Annotated in this window: 18 protein-coding genes; 11 read left to right on the forward strand and 7 right to left on the reverse strand. The window is 37.8% G+C overall.

What is annotated here, in order from left to right; translation table 11 throughout:
• Window positions 1-41 precede the first annotated feature (41 nt).
• Window positions 42-1,187, forward strand: coding sequence for a CobW family GTP-binding protein (locus tag B4U84_RS01590; RefSeq protein ID WP_017312347.1), 1,146 nt, complete (start codon window positions 42-44; stop codon window positions 1,185-1,187).
• Window positions 1,188-1,279: 92 nt separating this feature from the next.
• On the opposite strand, the gene B4U84_RS01595 is transcribed toward B4U84_RS01590, so the two are convergent.
• The 3 genes from B4U84_RS01595 to murG form a co-directional block, all read right to left on the reverse strand.
• On the reverse strand, window positions 1,280-1,540 hold the full coding sequence (locus B4U84_RS01595) for a DUF6737 family protein (protein ID WP_131115178.1): 261 nt from the start codon (window positions 1,538-1,540) through the stop codon (window positions 1,280-1,282).
• A gap of 63 nt (window positions 1,541-1,603) precedes the next feature.
• Entirely contained in the window at window positions 1,604-2,062 is a 459-nt protein-coding gene (locus B4U84_RS01600; RefSeq protein ID WP_017312345.1) for a hypothetical protein, read from the reverse strand.
• Between the two features lie 60 nt (window positions 2,063-2,122).
• On the reverse strand, window positions 2,123-3,196 hold the full coding sequence (murG, locus tag B4U84_RS01605; protein WP_017312344.1) for an undecaprenyldiphospho-muramoylpentapeptide beta-N-acetylglucosaminyltransferase: 1,074 nt from the start codon (window positions 3,194-3,196) through the stop codon (window positions 2,123-2,125).
• A 158-nt stretch (window positions 3,197-3,354) separates the two neighbouring features.
• On the opposite strand from murG, the gene B4U84_RS01610 reads away from it, so the two are divergent.
• Window positions 3,355-4,167, forward strand: a complete 813-nt coding sequence (locus B4U84_RS01610; protein ID WP_131115181.1) for a DUF8623 domain-containing protein — start codon at window positions 3,355-3,357, stop codon at window positions 4,165-4,167.
• A gap of 252 nt (window positions 4,168-4,419) precedes the next feature.
• Window positions 4,420-5,202, forward strand: coding sequence for an SDR family oxidoreductase (locus B4U84_RS01615; protein WP_017312341.1), 783 nt, complete (start codon window positions 4,420-4,422; stop codon window positions 5,200-5,202).
• Between the two features lie 22 nt (window positions 5,203-5,224).
• Here the strand turns inward: B4U84_RS01615 and B4U84_RS01620 are convergent, their stop codons facing one another.
• Window positions 5,225-5,422, reverse strand: a complete 198-nt coding sequence (locus B4U84_RS01620; RefSeq protein ID WP_017312340.1) for a hypothetical protein — start codon at window positions 5,420-5,422, stop codon at window positions 5,225-5,227.
• Between the two features lie 584 nt (window positions 5,423-6,006).
• On the opposite strand from B4U84_RS01620, the gene B4U84_RS01630 reads away from it, so the two are divergent.
• Entirely contained in the window at window positions 6,007-6,240 is a 234-nt protein-coding gene (locus B4U84_RS01630; RefSeq protein ID WP_017312338.1) for a Nif11-like leader peptide family natural product precursor, read from the forward strand.
• Between the two features lie 103 nt (window positions 6,241-6,343).
• Here B4U84_RS01630 and B4U84_RS01635 read toward each other — a convergent pair whose 3' ends face one another.
• Window positions 6,344-6,670, reverse strand: coding sequence for a hypothetical protein (locus tag B4U84_RS01635; RefSeq protein WP_017312337.1), 327 nt, complete (start codon window positions 6,668-6,670; stop codon window positions 6,344-6,346).
• A gap of 1,148 nt (window positions 6,671-7,818) precedes the next feature.
• On the opposite strand from B4U84_RS01635, the gene B4U84_RS01640 reads away from it, so the two are divergent.
• Window positions 7,819-8,289, forward strand: coding sequence for a hypothetical protein (locus B4U84_RS01640; RefSeq protein ID WP_017312336.1), 471 nt, complete (start codon window positions 7,819-7,821; stop codon window positions 8,287-8,289).
• A gap of 65 nt (window positions 8,290-8,354) precedes the next feature.
• Here B4U84_RS01640 and B4U84_RS01645 read toward each other — a convergent pair whose 3' ends face one another.
• Both B4U84_RS01645 and B4U84_RS01650 read right to left on the reverse strand, forming a co-directional pair.
• Window positions 8,355-8,792 (reverse strand): DUF6918 family protein, encoded by a 438-nt coding sequence (locus tag B4U84_RS01645; protein ID WP_017312335.1) that lies wholly within the window; start codon window positions 8,790-8,792, stop codon window positions 8,355-8,357.
• A gap of 343 nt (window positions 8,793-9,135) precedes the next feature.
• Window positions 9,136-9,381 carry a hypothetical protein gene (locus tag B4U84_RS01650; protein ID WP_017312334.1) on the reverse strand — a complete coding sequence of 82 codons (246 nt, stop codon included), beginning with the start codon at window positions 9,379-9,381 and terminating at the stop codon, window positions 9,136-9,138.
• A 224-nt stretch (window positions 9,382-9,605) separates the two neighbouring features.
• Between B4U84_RS01650 and B4U84_RS01655 the strand changes: the two genes are divergently transcribed.
• The 6 genes from B4U84_RS01655 to B4U84_RS01680 all read left to right on the forward strand — a co-directional run bounded on the left by B4U84_RS01655 (window position 9,606) and on the right by B4U84_RS01680 (window position 16,920).
• On the forward strand, window positions 9,606-9,839 hold the full coding sequence (locus B4U84_RS01655) for a hypothetical protein (RefSeq protein ID WP_071524800.1): 234 nt from the start codon (window positions 9,606-9,608) through the stop codon (window positions 9,837-9,839).
• 296 nt (window positions 9,840-10,135) lie between these two features.
• A complete protein-coding gene (locus tag B4U84_RS01660; protein WP_131115183.1) occupies window positions 10,136-11,302 on the forward strand; it encodes a response regulator in 1,167 nt (388 codons plus the stop codon).
• A 547-nt stretch (window positions 11,303-11,849) separates the two neighbouring features.
• Window positions 11,850-13,004 (forward strand): response regulator, encoded by a 1,155-nt coding sequence (locus B4U84_RS01665; protein WP_017312332.1) that lies wholly within the window; start codon window positions 11,850-11,852, stop codon window positions 13,002-13,004.
• Between the two features lie 276 nt (window positions 13,005-13,280).
• Window positions 13,281-13,643 (forward strand): response regulator transcription factor, encoded by a 363-nt coding sequence (locus B4U84_RS01670; protein WP_026082065.1) that lies wholly within the window; start codon window positions 13,281-13,283, stop codon window positions 13,641-13,643.
• 9 nt (window positions 13,644-13,652) lie between these two features.
• A complete protein-coding gene (locus B4U84_RS01675; protein WP_017312330.1) occupies window positions 13,653-14,129 on the forward strand; it encodes a chemotaxis protein CheW in 477 nt (158 codons plus the stop codon).
• Between the two features lie 76 nt (window positions 14,130-14,205).
• Complete coding sequence (locus B4U84_RS01680; protein ID WP_017312329.1) at window positions 14,206-16,920, forward strand: GAF domain-containing protein; 2,715 nt, start codon at window positions 14,206-14,208, stop codon at window positions 16,918-16,920.
• Window positions 16,921-17,060: the final 140 nt, after the last annotated feature.

The raw sequence follows: 17,060 nt of genomic DNA on the forward strand, positions 1-17,060 counted from the left end.
TACGCTACATTCTCTAGTTTGACTCATTTGATGGCAGTGTTATGCAAGCAGCTACTTCTGAATCCCATGCAATGGAAGCCTCAAAACAAGGATTGCCAGTCACAATTATTACTGGTTTTCTTGGCAGTGGCAAAACAACTTTACTCAATCATATCTTGAGCAATCAGCAGGGTTTAAAAACTGCTGTTTTAGTCAATGAATTTGGTGAAATTGGCATCGACAACGAGTTAATTATCTCTACCGACGATGATAATAATATGGTGGAGTTAAGTAACGGTTGTATATGTTGCACCATTAACAATGATTTGGTTGATGCCGTTTACAAAGTTTTAGAACGTCAAGAAAACATCGATTATCTAGTTGTAGAAACAACTGGACTTGCAGATCCGCTACCAGTTGCTTTAACATTTCTTGGCACAGAATTACGGGATTTAACTCGTCTTGATTCGATTATCACGGTTGTGGATGCGGCAAATTATAGCCTAGATTTATTTAATTCTCAGGCAGCTTATAGTCAAATTGCTTATGGTGATGTGATTCTGTTGAATAAGACAGATTTAGTTTCTCAAACAGAATTAGAAACACTAGAAACTAAAATTCGTGAGGTCAAAGAAGGTGCGAGAATTATTCGTACCAACAAAGCACAAGTACCATTACCTTTAATTCTCAGTGTTGGTCTGTTTGAGACAGACAAGTATTTTGACACCGTCGAAGCACATAATCACGACCATCACCACCACGACCATCACCATCACGACCATTCAGAATGTGGTCATGACCATCACGACCATGACCATGATCATTCAGAGTGTGGTCACGACCACCATGATCACTCTCATGATCATCACCACCATTCCAATCATTTGGAAAACGATGGCTTTACCTCACTATCTTTTGAGAGTGAAAAACCTTTTGCAATCAGGAAATTCCAGTATTTCTTAGATAACCAACTTCCTGAGAATATTTTTCGCGCCAAGGGAATTATGTGGTTTGAGGAAAGTCCCAAGCGACATATTTTTCACCTTTGCGGTAAACGCTTTACTCTAGATGACGAAGAATGGAAAGGTGAAAAGAAAAATCAGTTAGTACTGATTGGTCAAAATCTCGATCATGAAAAGTTGCGAGAACAATTAGAAAACTGTTTATGTATTCCTTCTACAACTCGCGGTAAAGGGTTTGGGAATTAGTCATTTGTTATTGGTCATTGGTCATTGGTCATTTTTGATGAGAATGACTAAGGACTAATGGCCAAGTCCCTTTGGTGTGAGGGAATTCTTAATTAGTTTTTCTGATCTCCACTTTCATCTCTTGATAATTGATAGGACTCTAAAATACCACTGCGAATTATTAATGAGGGCCAGATTATTAAGAAAAAACCCATCCATGTGAGTACAGGAATCGCTATCAACACTGTTAGCCAGACAATTTTAAATATTATCCAACTACCACTAATTAAGGTTAGACCTGTGAGCAGTATTGACCAAGGCTGACACCACCAAGGCTTGAATTTCCAAGGACTAATAGGTTTTGCTTGAGACATTTACTTCAGTTATTCAGTTATCAGTGATTATGCTTTCCTGCTAAGAGTTAAGAGTTCCCTGAATTAATTTTGTTTCCATGCTTCTAAAGATACATAGTCATTCTGGATGATATCTAGAACTTGGATATCACCACTCGGATTCAAAACGCGAAACCAATAAATCGTGTCGATGTAATCTATATGATTTTCATAGATTTGCACTGTGTAGTAAGGTGCTTCTGGAGTTGGAGAACTATCAATCTTCGCTGCAACACGTATTTTTCCCTGTGAAAGTTTTTCGATTTCTCTGGCTTTACGTTGTATTTGTGGTAGTTTCCAAACTAAGTTAAGGGCTGTTTTTTCATCTAGTGTTTGGGTATCCTGAGTAAGCTTGACAGTTTTAGAGATTTTTTGCTCGATCTGAACATGTTTAGTCTGAAAATATTTACTGTGACTTTGAGCAATAGTTGAGTGACATGTTAACCCGATAAGTAAGGAAGCTGTGACAGGATAACATAGCGATCGCTTGATAAAGCTACCCATAAGCACAATTGTTTGCTCTTGTTAAAATTTGGTTTTAATTCGTAACATAAATATTTTCCTCTATTTTTCCACCATTTCCCGAACTAAGTGCGCTAATTTCTCAGCACTATCAGCAGGTGCAATAGTTTTCGCTTTTTCCCCCATTTGTTGTAACTGTTGTGGTGACTGTAACAACTGTAAAACTTCTGTTTGCAATTTCTCAAGAGTCAATTCTGTTTGCTGAAACATCAATGCTGCACCAACTGAGGTAAATACTTTGGCGTTATAGGTTTGATGGTCTTCTGCTGCAAAGGGATAAGGAATTAAAATTGCAGGCGTACCACACACTGCTAATTCTGTGAGACTACCTGCACCAGAACGACTGATGGCTAAATTTGCGCGTTGCAGTAAGGCTGCCATGTTGTTATAAAAAGGCAGAGATATATACTGTGGATGTTTTAAACTTTCCGCTTCCGGATCTTTATCGCCTGTCAAATGTACAACCCAAGCACCAGAATCAAACCAAGCTGTTGCACACTCACGTACCAACTTGTTAATGGCGACTGCACCTTGACTACCACCAAAGATGACGATCACAGGTACATTTTCAGGAATATCTAAATCTAGTGATGCGGCGATCCCCGGTTTTAAAAATTCTGCACGTACAGGAGTACTAGTGTAAATCGTTTTGGCACGGGGTAAATACTTGGCAGCAACTTCAAATCCTAATGCGACTGCATTACACCAAGGGCCGAAAAATCGTGTGACTTTTCCAGGGTAAGCGTTTGATTCGTGGAGTACTACGGGTATACCTAGCGATCGCGCTGCAATTACTGCTGGCCCAGCAATATATCCTCCTGTGGTAAATACTCCCTGAAATTGACCATTTTGTAAAATTTTCCTAACTTTAAGAATGGAACTGATCAGTTTACTTACAGTCACTAGCGATGAGATGCCAAAACCTTTTTGAAATCCTTCAACAGAAATAGTATTCAATCTATACTGTTGGGGGACAAGTTGAGTTTCTAGCCGATTGGGTACACCCAACCATTCAATTTGATAATCTGGCAATTCTTGCGCTAATGCGATCGCTGGAAATAAGTGTCCGCCAGTTCCACTTGCTGCTATCAATAATTTTATTGGTGCGTCTGCCATCTACTCACTACCATGTCAACGCTTAGTTTCACTAAGATAAAACAATTTTCCTACCTTGTTGTAAACTGTTTCGGAACTTAATCTACAACAGCTTTACTCTATGGGTTTAATTTGAAGACGGGAATCTCTTTTGTAGTCAAACTACCAATTTCATACCAATGCGTAGACTGATTATCCTACTATTTCAACGCCAATCACGCTTCCCATCCAGCCGTTGGATACTTTTGTTCCTACTCACTGTTAGTTTTACTGCTGGTTGGAAATGCGCTCAAGCTAGCACGTCACCGAACGCACCCCCTGAACTCAATAACCTATTGACGCAAATTGATACAGCAGCAAACCAGCGTAATGTCAAAGGAGTAATGCAGTTTTACAGTCCTAACTTCAGGCATGGGGATGGATTAAACTATCAAAGCATGGAACAAGCTTTGAATACATTGTGGAAACAATATCCCCAACTCAAATACAGTACACAGCTGCAATCTTGGAAACCTCAAGGTAATGTAATCGTCGCTGATACGGTGACGAAAATAACTGGCTTACCTTCCCCGAACAATAATAATATGGCTTTATCAGCCACAATTACATCACGTCAGCAAATTTCTGGGGGAAAAGTCATTCGTCAAGATATTTTGTCAGAACGTACTCAAGTTACTGCTGGTAGTCAACCACCACAAATTGATTTTAAATTGCCACAACAGGTTAAAGTCGGTCAGCAATACAGTTTTGATGCGATCGTCCAAGAACCTCTAGGCGAAGATTATATTTTGGGAACAGCTTTGGAAGAACCAATCAAAGCAAACAAATATCTCAGTCCTACACCCGTAGACTTGGAATTACTTTCATCTGGTGGTATTTTCAAAGTTGGTAAAGCACCCTTGACTCCTGGTAGTCAATGGGTTTCGGCGGTGATCATGCGCGGAGATGGTATGACAATGATCACTCAACGAATGCGAGTAGTGACAAAATAATTAGTCATTTGTCCACAGTTAAGGGTCAATTGTCCAGAGAATTTTATCTTGACCCTTGACCATTGACCATTGACCNCTTTTGCCAAATGTTTTGGTTATTGCATAGAAATGTGCCTATAGTCCAGTGTCCATAGTCAAGAGTTATTTACTAATGACCATTGATCATTGACCATTGACCATTGACCATTGACCCTTGACCATTGACCATTGACCATTGACCATTGACCCTTGACCATTGACCATTGACCAAAAATGCTTTCTCTACAAAATCAAATTGTTCTAATTACTGGTGCGAGTAGTGGTATTGGTGCTGCTTGTGCCAAAGTGTTTGCTAGTGCTGGTGCAAAATTAATTTTAGCGGCGCGACGTCAAGAACGTTTGCAGGAATTAGCAGATAGTCTTGTAGAGACTTACCATGGCACGTCTGGTCAGATACATTTGTTACAGTTAGATGTGCGCGATCGCTCTGCTGTTGAATCTGCTATATATAGTCTTCCTAGCCCTTGGTCAGAAATTGATATTCTGATTAATAATGCCGGTTTAAGTCGCGGTTTAGACAAACTCCACGAGGGTAAATTTGAGGATTGGGAAGAAATGATTGATACTAATATCAAAGGTTTACTCTATCTCAGTCGCTATGTTGTCCCTGGAATGGTGAGTCGCGATCGCGGTCATGTGATCAATATCGGTTCGATCGCTGGCTATCAAACTTACCCCGGTGGTAACGTTTACTGTGGTACAAAAGCAGCAGTCAGAGCAATTTCTGAAGGCTTAAAACAAGATTTGTTGGGAACTTCGGTAAAAGTCACTTCTGTTGACCCCGGTATGGTAGAAACAGAATTTAGCGAAGTGCGGTTTCACGGTGACACACAACGCGCTGAGAAGGTTTACCAAGGAGTCACCCCTCTCACAGGTGAAGATGTCGCTGATGTGGTCTTTTTTTGCGCTACCCGACCAGCTCATGTCAATATTAATCAAGTCATCTTGATGCCTGTTGATCAAGCTAGCACCACACTCGTAAATCGACGTAGTTAAAATAAATAATTGTTAAGCTCTACTAACAGTCGTTTGAGCGCTTGACCTCAGTTTTTCCATTGTTTTGGCGCACCTCAATACGCGAACACTGCTGCTGTCCTTCGCTAGAACTTGACTGCTCAACCTGTGTTTGCTGTACTTGCTCACTTTGTTGAGTTGCACAGCCTACTAAGGTAGCGATCAGCACGTAAGCCAAAAGTTTGTTCAATAATGTATGCATGGACTAATACTTCTACGAATCAGATAGGCATCATTCTTCTGTTTCTAGACCAAATAAAATTCACAAATGTTTTTTTGTTCACTCCTCACAGCGATTGGATTGGTCTACATAAAGATCTACAGCGTGAGTCCTTGTCTTTCCAGAAACAAATTATTTTCTTGCTTCGCAGCTATTCTCAAAAGCTTTTCGCAAACGAAGTAAGTCGGTGGGAATAAACCTAACCATGTTACGAAAAGTAAACAGCACTAATACCATTTAACAAAAAATCTGATACAAATACAGACCCTGTACCAGACGCGATATATCGCGTCTCTACATTTGTACCGACTTACTTAGCTGAGTCTTTGATAAACGGGGAGCAGGCGATGATCTCCCTCAATTTCAACGTAGCTACCAGGATAGTTGTGAATTGCTCCTAGCTGTGAACTTATATTTTTTTGTCAAAGTTAATCAGACATTCCCCTCTCTAGTTCAAGATTGAAGTATGAAACTTTAGTTAGCAGCAATCTTAAGTGGATTTGGTGAAACCGCAGGAGTTCACATAACTACATTTAAATTTGATATTTCAAATAGGAGAGACTGACATGACACAGAATAATGCAGCTCAACTTTTCAAAGCAGTTAAACAAGATCAAGCATTAAAAGAAAGACTCAAAGCAGCAGCTAACCCAGAAGCCTTTATTCAGATTGCTCAAGAACGTGGGTATGACTTCACAGTTGAAGAACTAGAGACTGAACTGAGTAAATTGTCTTCTGAAGAGTTAGCGGCGATCGTCAATCCAGGGGTGAGGCCTAGACTCCATATTTATCCTAGATAATTCCTGATATGGAACAGTGACATGTTCCCACACTTACACTCATTTGTAAGTGTGGGCTTCAAAAGCCAATCCCTCAAACTATTGACTGAGGTTTTCAGCGTTGTTAGGAGGATTGTCTTTTGTACTGAGATAATTGCTCTACTATGTAGTCTGCTAGTTCTTGCTTGAGGGTGCTACTTGCAGTTCTTTGATAAGTTCTTCCTGTTTCTTGCATAAACTTACGCTTCTCGCGTTCAGAAGATTTGAGTTTATTTCCTGGTTGTTTCAGCCCTTTTTGTAATTCCTCCCACGTCTTTTCACCCACAGCTTCACCTAGCTTTATAAGTGCATTCGGTAGTAATTTTTTTGCCTCTGCTTGAAAATCCTCTTCTGTCTCCAGAGAAGAAAAATCAACATTACTAAAGTCGATATCGATTTGAAAGTTACTCATTGAATCGCCAAAGCTACATTAACGACCATACAAGAATGCAGATACACCCCTACAGTTCAGTTAAAGTTTTGAGTTCTTGGAACAAAGGGTGTAAACGCTTCGCTCAATTAAAAATGAAAAATGAAAAATATAAAATTAAAAATCTTTACGTTGTCACGTATACTCCAAAAAAACCTCGGTGAAACCAACCGAGGCGAAACAGAAGTACGAATAACAATTAGAGATATTGATACAAGAAGCAAAGAAATAAAAACCAGAGTCTTGGTTTTTATTCGACACTAGAGATAAAAAGTGTTGATATTACAGCATAACCAGCCAAAAAAATAACAGCACTAAGCATATGAAACTCCTATGTTTTTATCTAGAAATTCAGTAATGATTAATGCTTTTAATATATGGCTAATATTCAGTACAAACATCTACTTAAAAGACTATTTTGCTGAATATCTCTTGGATGAACTAGTATAAAAAAGTTGATTATTAGGGAAAATAAAATATGTCTAGAGAATTAGAACTAACTACTTGATGTTAATATTGTTACTTGCTTACATAAATCATTTAAATAATTTGCAAGCCCTACAAGGTGATCCAATACGGTTCGGTTAAGAATTTTTCGTCATAATTTCGGACATGTAGAGACTAGCAGGTGCAACGTCTCTGGTGGGTTTAAACGTCAACCTCTAACAGGATTTTGGATTTTGGATTGACCCCATAGATAAATTTGGGGGCTTGTACCATTAAGGAATTATCGGTCAATTGATTTGTTTTATCCGAATCGTATTGCAAGGTGATTAGAGTCACGGTAAAAAATATACAGCAGATTGTAATTTGGTTAAGTACACATTTATCGTAGCGGATAAGGCTGTACTTTAGGAGAAGTAGCTGTTGCGTCTACGCCCTTACACGTATACTTCATTTACCTAAAAAACGCTGTATTTACTATATTGTTTGTATTTTAAATAACAGATCTTGAATCTCTGATTCAATCTTGAGAACTACTCACATAGCCTTCCGCTAGCTAGAGGTAAGGAAACATTTATAAGCTTAGGATAGCGATTGTCAATTTAGTGTGTCATACGGTTTCACTTTTTTAATCATAGCAAATACATGAATAGAGGCATACGGCTGTACATCCTTCCTAATGACATATGAAAAAATCTATTTTCCTGATATTCCCTATTACGTTTATTTTCTTCTCCAACCTTGACGCCCAAGCCCAACAAGTAGAGTCTTTAATTGATCGCCCATACTTAGCTCTGGTTAAAGGAGATACTCCTAACAGTTGTAGCTTTATTTCTGCTGATCTCCTACAAAGGACAGCGGATATTGTTCAAGCTTTAGTTTTCGTCCGCCCTGGTGATTCCCTAGAGGAAGTCAGGTATAAAATGCGGTTTGTTCCCGATCAGCCTAATGCGACTAATACATTGCAATGGACAGCAGTTGCTAATGGAAACTACACAGAGGCGATTGTAAATCTCCGCAACAACAGCGCTCAATCCCGCAGTTTTACCATGGCAATTAATTACAACCAACCAAACGAAAGAAGATGTCAGTGGGTGGTACAAGATCCACAACAGGAAGTTCCATTAAATTCCCCAACTTCACCTACCGAGCAGTAATTTTAGTAGAGCTACCGGGAAATGTCGAACGGTAGCTTACTTTAAGATATTTTCCTATTTTTCGGTTATGCCTGGGTGTATTTATCGATTACCTTGGCTAAGTCTGGTACTGCATCTTCTACGTGTTGTTTGGCTGAACCCCGAAGCTTTTCATAAGTCCCTCGCACAATTGGGCGGTTGACGTTCTTGGCCTTTTCATCGGTGACGCTCAATAGTGCATCTGCTGTGCGATCGCGGCTCGCAACCAAATATTCGACTGGATCACCTTTGTTTACGCCTTCGCTCCAGATAGGATCAAGTGCTTCAAAGCATTGTGGCAAAATCATTTCAACAACATGAGGAATATATCCTGGTTTGACTCCCTTAAGGGCGGCGAAGGCTGTTTTCAAAGCCATACCACTTATACCTGACTTGGAAGCAAGTTGTGCTTCTATCATGTTGCAGCAATCTTCTACAACCATAGCTTTCTTATCTGAGTTTAACAGTCCGTCGCTAAGTTTCATTTCACTCCTCATTTAGTGTTAAATTAAACTACCTGATTTCCATTCCACTCATTTGCCTAACTACCAGGAAATTATAAAAAATGATATGCGAAATGGAAAATTTCCATAGCTTTTAGTTATATCCTGGCAGAAAGAGAGATAAAGCCTTTCAATGGAGGAATTTTGCAATGAGTTCTCAGACAAAGAGAGCGCGAAGAAATTGCTTTCTTGTTCTCCTTGTCTTTGCACTATCAACATCATTTGTTGAGTGCATCTCAAAAATATCTCATGCTAAAGATACCTACTAGCCTGGTCTAAGCGATCGCACACCACAAATACCCGGACTTGTACCAAATCCTATTGATTAACAGAAATTATCTATTCTAATATCGCGCCAAATATCAGAAACTTGCCATCCTGAATTTCCAACCGATTGGATTACAGGATAATCGCCTAGCGAAATATAATTAGTTTCTTGATAACTGCTCTCAATATTTTCTTCTTCAATATCAACAGCAGCGTTGGAAAAGTTTTGCTCTTCTGGTTCCTCTGTTTTCTCTATCTCTTTGAGAATAGGCTTTTCAATGACTTTTATTAGTTGTATATCCATCGGTTTTTTTGAAGTTTTCAGATTGATAAAAGAACAAGGGACTATTAATTCATAGCCAGATTCATGCAATCTTTTTGTGAATTTTCAGAATAAATTACAAAAAGTTTTTATAAAGTCTGGCATGAAAAATTTGATTAGCCAAACTAGAATACAATAAATTCTCTAATAATACGAGTATTTATCCCGAATCGTGTGAGTGTAATAATTACAAAGGATTTTGACTGATGTTTGACTCAATCAACTGGAAACATAAGTTGACTAAGGAGTATGGGCAATCCTCACCACGTCAAAGCATCTGTAATGACTGTGCTTTTCACATTAAGGTAGAAGGAGCAATAGAGTGCATTCACCCAGAAGAATTAGAAATTAATTGTTCTACGGTCATGTTTTGCAATTCATTCCAAAGCGCACAGGAAATTGAAAGTCCCTGTGTGTCTTTCGACGATGATGAAGAATAGCAGCTATGCTCCTAAATTCAACAGAGCGCTTAAGCGTAGCTTAGCCTGCGGGATAGCCGCTACCGCAGTTTGCATGATTACTGATTAATTCCCATTTTACCGAACTTAATATAAATAATGCAGGTATCTGCGAAGTTGTCAGATGTTATATAAAATACAGTACATATACGGTTATTACCGTAATAAATTATTGAATAAGATAAACAATTATTCAAAAATAAAATTTGTTTGCCCACAAGATTGAGTGATTCAGCAAAGTTTAGTTATCAGCTATTTTAAACAATGATATTTAACTCATGGATAAAAATATAACGAGTTTCGCAGAAACAAGTACTTTGTCACAACTAATTGATGAATTCAATACTTGTATACAATTACAATACAATGGTGAATTAAAAATAAAAAATATTAATGGTAAAGTATATACTTTTTTCTATCGTTTAGGTAGGATTGTGTGGGCAACGGGTGGAGAGCATCCTTTCCGGCGTTGGCATCGACAAATGGAACAATATTGTCCACAAATTGATATTGCCCAAATGCGAACGCAATTCATGGATTTGTCAATAGATTATTGGGATTATCAGATTTTAGAAACTTTGTATTCCCAACAAAAAATAAACAGAGAAAAAGTCAACGCTATTACCGAAAATACTATTAACGAATTACTGTTTGACGTCATACAAGAAGCAAAACATAGTGAAATTCATTATGAACGACAACAGCAAGTAATTTTAAATTCGCCAATGAGTTTCACAAATGTGCTGATGGCTCTGCAAGAAATGCAAGAATTATGGCAAGCTTGGTCAGCAGCAGGTTTAGCAAAATTTTCTCCTAACTTAGCACCTGTGGTGTGTCAGCCAGAGCAACTACAACAACAAGTCAATCTGCAAATCTATCAGACATTTACATCTGTTATGACCGGTAAGGATACCTTGCGTGATTTAGCAATCAAACTCAAGCAAAATGTCTTACCAGTAACACGTTCTTTACTACCCTTCATCCTCAAAGGTGTAATCAAACTGATAGAAGTTCCAGACCTACCTATGTTGCAAGTAGTTCATAGTAAACTTAATTCATCATCTGTACCAAAAAGTCCACTCATAGCTTGCATAGATGATAGTCCACAGGTTTGTCAAATGCTAGAGCAAATTTTAGTGAAAAATGGGTTTAGGTGTCTGATCATTCAAGACTCTATTCAAGCATTACCTAACTTGATTCAAAATAAGCCTGAGATCATATTTTTAGATTTGATGATGCCAGTAATTAACGGTTATGAAATGTGTACACAAATACGTCGCATTTCTGCTTTTACAAATACACCAATTATTATTCTTACCAGCCATGATGGTCTTTTGGACAGAATTCGTACTAAAGTAATTGGTGCAACAGAATTCATGCCCAAACCTATTACTGTTGATAAAATTATGGGTGTCATACGCAAATATGTACACTCTGCAAGTTAATAATCTGTCTTAGTAATTAGACAAAAATTTATTGTTATTATTTTTTTAGATAGCTTTTCAAAAATATTGATTAAAAATCAGAATTTGCACGGATACATATTTGATTTTTCAATTGCAATAATTACATTTATAAAACTAATATATTAAATCACAAAAATTTTAGATTTAATATATTATATCAGGTATATCTTTACATAATTTCAACCACAAGCAAATATTCAATTTTGTATTGACAAAAATATTATGATAGATAAACAAAAATAAAATATATGTGTACCTTATTCAATTTATCTTATGGATTTTTAGTCATAATTTTGGGGTTGTAGAGACGCGATATATCACGTCTCTACAGGATTTAAATGTCAATTTATTTGTCTTACCGAGCAGTATTGAAACCACTCTGTTTCCTGTTCCCTGTTCCCTTTTAATGAAAATTCATCGCATTCCTAAATAATTCCTGAACAACAATATCCTCGACTTCTAAGAAAATTCGAGGTTTTGGAATCAGATAGGATTGCTATCTATATATGCTTAGGAGAAAATATAAATGGGCGATTCTAAACAGATGAGTTTGAAGAATTTAATATTAGAAATTCTACACCTTCATCAAACGCAATATACTGGTGCATTAGATATTACGAATAGTTCTAATCATAAATATCGAATTTACTTTCATCAAGGAAGTATTGTTTGGGGAAGCGGCGGTATTCACCCCCATCGGCGCTTACGCAGACATAAAATTCAACATTTTTCTCAAGTAGATTTACAAAGTATCCAATGGCGTTGGCAAAATCTATCAATTAATAACTGGGATTATCAGTTACTGAGAACATTGCATCAAAAGCAGAAAATACAATTGTTACAAGTAAATACAATTGTGGAGAACACAGTCTCAGAAATATTATTTGATATTATCCAGCTAGCACATTGCACGGATGCATTGTGCGATCGCCGTTCAGATGTTGTTTTAGAGGCGCCGATTAGTTTTACAAATACAGAAATTACTTTACGACAAGTATATCAGTTATGGCAGAATTGGGCAAAAGCTGGTTTAGCAACAATTTATCCTGATTTAGCACCCAACTTACATCAACCAGAACAGCTACAACACCAAGTTAATCAAAGTATTTATCAAAAGTTTATATCTTTGCTGAATGGTAAGTATACTTTGCGTGATATTGCCACAAAAATAAACCAAGATATTTTACCTGTTACTAATTATTTATTACCATATATAAATCAAAGACAAATTCAACTACAAGAAGTAACAGACTGGTATTTAAATTTACATCGAGACACCCTCATAGCTTACGTAGATGATAGCCCACAGCTCGGTTATATTCTGGGAAAAATTGTTATTGATCATGATTTGAGATTTATTCATATTCAAGATTCGACACAGGCTTTACTAACTTTGATTGATAAACAGCCAGATTTAATTTTTTTAGATTTAATGATGCCACACACTAGTGGGTATGAAATTTGTGCTCAATTAAGAAGAATTTCTACTTTTGCTAATACACCGATAATTATTTTAACGGGTAGTGATGGTGTTTTTGACAGAGCTCGTGCAAAAGTTGTAGGTTCTACAGATTTTCTGAATAAACCAATTGTAGCGGCTCAAGTAATGGGTATGATAAATAAGTATTTACCAGGAAATTCTCTGGTACAGAATAGCAATGATCAACAATTAATAAGTTGAATCTAAATGTTTAAGACTTAAATAAATATTAATTTTAAATTAATAGAAAATAATTTCTATTTTTGTTAAAAATTGTAATTATTTTAGATTTTACGTATTGATACTGAACCTATTCAACAATAAATATTTCAGAATAAAAAACAAGTATAAATTCGGTGACAATATTTTAATGATACTTGTATTCTGCTAAATTTTTGCCAGAATATAGTGATTTTAATTTATCTCCGAGTTCTACTAACTTGTGTAATTGATAACTTGGTGAAAAAATATTTTGCTATGAATACTGTTTTAGTTGTAGAAGATGGATTAACTGATTTAGAACTGATTAGTTCTTGTTTACAACAAGCTGGATACCGCGTTTTTAGAGCAAAAAATAGTGAAGAAGCGGAAGAAAAGCTGATGCAAATTCAGCCTGATTTAATTTTTCTTGATGTTATATTACCTGGGAAAAGTGGTTTTGAAATTTGTCGAGAAATCAAAAATAATCCTGCAACTAATAAAATTCCTATAATTTTTTGCTCTACAAAGAATAGTGATGTTGATAAATTATGGGGCAATATGTTAGGTGGCGATGCTTATCTGAGTAAACCAATAAATACAGATGAATTGGTTGTGACTGTCAAGCAATTAATTAAGTGATTCAGATAGATGAAAACAGAAAGCAAACAAAAATTATTAAGCTTCTCTTTAAGAGAAAAATATGTTGGAGTCATCACCTTAGAACATGTCCAAGAAATCTTCACAATTGACTTAGCAAATATTTGTCGAGTACCACAAATGCCTAGTTGCGTTGTTGGTGTATACAATTGGCGTGGTGAGATGCTATGGCTTGTTGATTTAGATCTAATGTTTGGTTATTCTCCTTTAGAATCGCAAACAGATTTATGCGCTAAATCAATGGTGATAAAACTTAGTTATGAAAGTAAGCATTTGGGAATTTTGGTAAATGAGATTCGAGATATTGAAGATCTGGATACCAAGTTGATCAAGTCCCCAGATGAACATTTGTTTTCCCCAGAAATGTCAGATTTTGTACAAGGATACTTTATCGATTCCAATGAGGAAATATTAATTAGCTTGGATACAAAATCATTATTCCAAGCTCCGATTTGGATGGGAAGTTAGAAAGAAAGAGAAACTTTGAGAAGTGTAGGTTTTTAATAAAGCATCAAATATAAAGATAAAAATCAAGGATTAAATTATGACAATTACCTATGACAATCATCAAGAAAACGGCTTTATTGTCAACCCAGAAGAAATATTAGAAACAAGAGATATATCTCAGGAATTTAAAAATTGGCGACAAAAATGGCAAGCGATCGCCAAGCAAATGCGCCAAACTACAGATGCAGATACACTGTTTCAAGCCACGACTAAAGCAGTACGCGAAATCATCGCAGGCGATCGCGTCTTAATTTATCGTTGGCACAGTTTAGATACAGGTGTGGTGTTGGCTGAGTCTAAAACAATTGGTTGGACACCTGCATTTGGCGAAAACTTATCCAGCATTGTATTTGGTGTTGATATAACTCCAGATTACTTAGAACCGATCAGAATTACAGACATAAACCAGGTAGAACCGACTCCCTATCAACGCCAGTTGTGGGAAAAATTTCAAGTCAAAGCTAGTGTGTCAGTACCGATTCTTGTAGAAGATGAATTATGGGGTTTATTAACAGTTCATCAATGTGGAATGACGCGTCAATGGCAAGAAGCAGAAATTAATTTACTGACACAAGTGGCGACAGAATTGACATACGCCTTGCAGAGGTTTCAGTTTCAAAAAGAACAGCAACAGCAAGCACAGGCAAAAAAAGCTGTTGGTAAGGTAATTGATAAAATTGTCCGCGTTGCTAACGTCGATCAGTTTTTTCAAACTTCTACTCAAGAAGTGCGTAACTTGCTGCGTTGCGATCGCGTTGCCCTTTATCAATTTAACTCTGACTGGAGTGGTGAATTTATTGCTGAATCAGTAGGTAATGGCTGGGTGCGTTTAGTCGGGCCTGATATCAGAACAGTTTGGGCAGATACCCATCTCCAGGATACTAAAGGTGGACGTTATGCTCGTAGCGAAAGCTTGACAGTTGATGATGTTTACAAGGCAGGATTATCCCAGTGTCATGTTGATATTTTAGAACAATTTGAAGCTAAAGCATATATGATCGCTCCTGTATTTTCGGGAGAAAAATTATGGGGATTGCTGGCAGCTTATCAAAACTCTGGTGTACGGAAATGGCAAGAATGGGAAATCAGCTTTTTAGCTCAGATCGGTATGGGATTTGGTGTCGCCATCATTCAGACTGAGTATTTGGAAAAATTTCAAGAAAAATCAGATCAATTAACCCAAATTGCCGAACAAGAAAAAGCTTTTAGTAAAATTACCAATCGCCTACGGCAATCACCAGATGTAGATACAATTTTCAAAACCACAACTCAAGAACTCCGTCAACAGTTGCGTTGCGATCGCGTAGCTATTTACCGTTTCCGTGATGATTGGAGTGGCGAATTTATTGCCGAATCTGTCGCTAGTGCTTGGGGACGCTTGGTAGGTAAAGAGATGAAACGTTTTTGGGAAGATACCTACTTACAAGAAACCCAAGGCGGACGATTAGCTAAGGGTGAAAGCTTGGCGGTCAGTGATATCCATCAACAAGGATTGTCAGCCTGCTACGTAGAATTGCTAGAACAATTTGAAGCCAAAGCCTATGTAGTTTCACCAATCTTTTTTGGCGAAAAATTGTGGGGTATTCTCGCCGCCTATCAAAATTCCCAACCGCGCCATTGGCAAGAATGGGAAATTAATTTACTCGCCAGAGTTGGTGATCAATTAGGGCTTGCTTTACAACAGGTTGAATATTTGCAACAACTCCAAACACAGTCAACCCAACTTGCACAAGTAGCCGCCAAAGAAAAAGCAGCAAAAGAGTTATTCCAACAGCGTTGTGTTCAAACACTCACAGCGCTTCGCCCAGCCCTGAAAGGAGATTTGACTGTCCGCGCCCCCATCACAGAAGATGAGCTGGGGACAATTGCCGATGTTTACAACAATACCTTGCAAGCCCTGCGACAAATAGTCATTCAGGTACAAAAAGCTGCTCAACAAGTTGCCCAGATTTCCCAAAATAGTGATGCATCCTTAATAGATGTGATCAATTTGGCACAGCAACAATCACAGGAAATCTCTGTAGCCTTAACTGAAATTCAACTGATGGAAGATTCCACCCAAGCAGTTACCACCAGTGCTGATTTAGTCCAAGTCGCTGTAGATCAGGCTAATCAGACTTTAACATCAGGCGATCGCGCCATGAACCAAACTGTTGAAGCTATTCAAGCAATTCGCGAAACCGTCGCCCAAACAGGTAGAAAAATTCAGCGGTTAAGCGAATCTTCTCACAATATTTCTAAAGTAGTCAGCCTGATTAGTAACTTTGCTACTCAAACTAACGTTTTAGCATTGAACGCAGCCATAGAAGCCACTCGCGCCGGCGAATACGGCAAAGGTTTTGCAGTCGTTGCTGATGAAGTACGTTCTCTGTCTCGTCAATCTGCTGCGGCGACTACCGAAATTGAAAAACTCGTGCAAGAAATTCAAACAGAAACCACCGAGGTAGCAATGGCGATGCAAACAGGTATTCAACAAGTACTAGAAGGAACCAACCTAGTTAACAATACCCGCCAAAACCTCAACGAGATAGTAGCAGCCACAACCAATATCACTCAATTAATTGCACAGATTACCGCAGCGACCCAAACCCAAAAAACACGTTCGGTTTCGGTCACCACCTCCATGGAACAAGTTGCTGAAATTTCTCACAACACCGTCGCCCAAGCCCAAGTCTTAGCCACCGTATTCCAACAACTTCTAGCCACAGCCCAAGAATTACTCACAACAGCCAGTCAATTTAAAGTTAGTTGATTGTTGATTAATTGGTAATGGGTGATTGGTGGTTGGTTATTAACCATCCTCAATCCCCAATCCCCGTACTCTATGAGAAGCAGCTGACGCGTCTACGCGAAGCGTCTCCTCTGGAGAATCCCCTTTCCCCAATCCCCAAT

Origin of the sequence: Westiellopsis prolifica IICB1 (assembly GCF_004323185.1) — a bacterium.
GTDB classification, from domain to species: Bacteria; Cyanobacteriota; Cyanobacteriia; order Cyanobacteriales; family Nostocaceae; genus Pelatocladus; species Pelatocladus prolificus_A.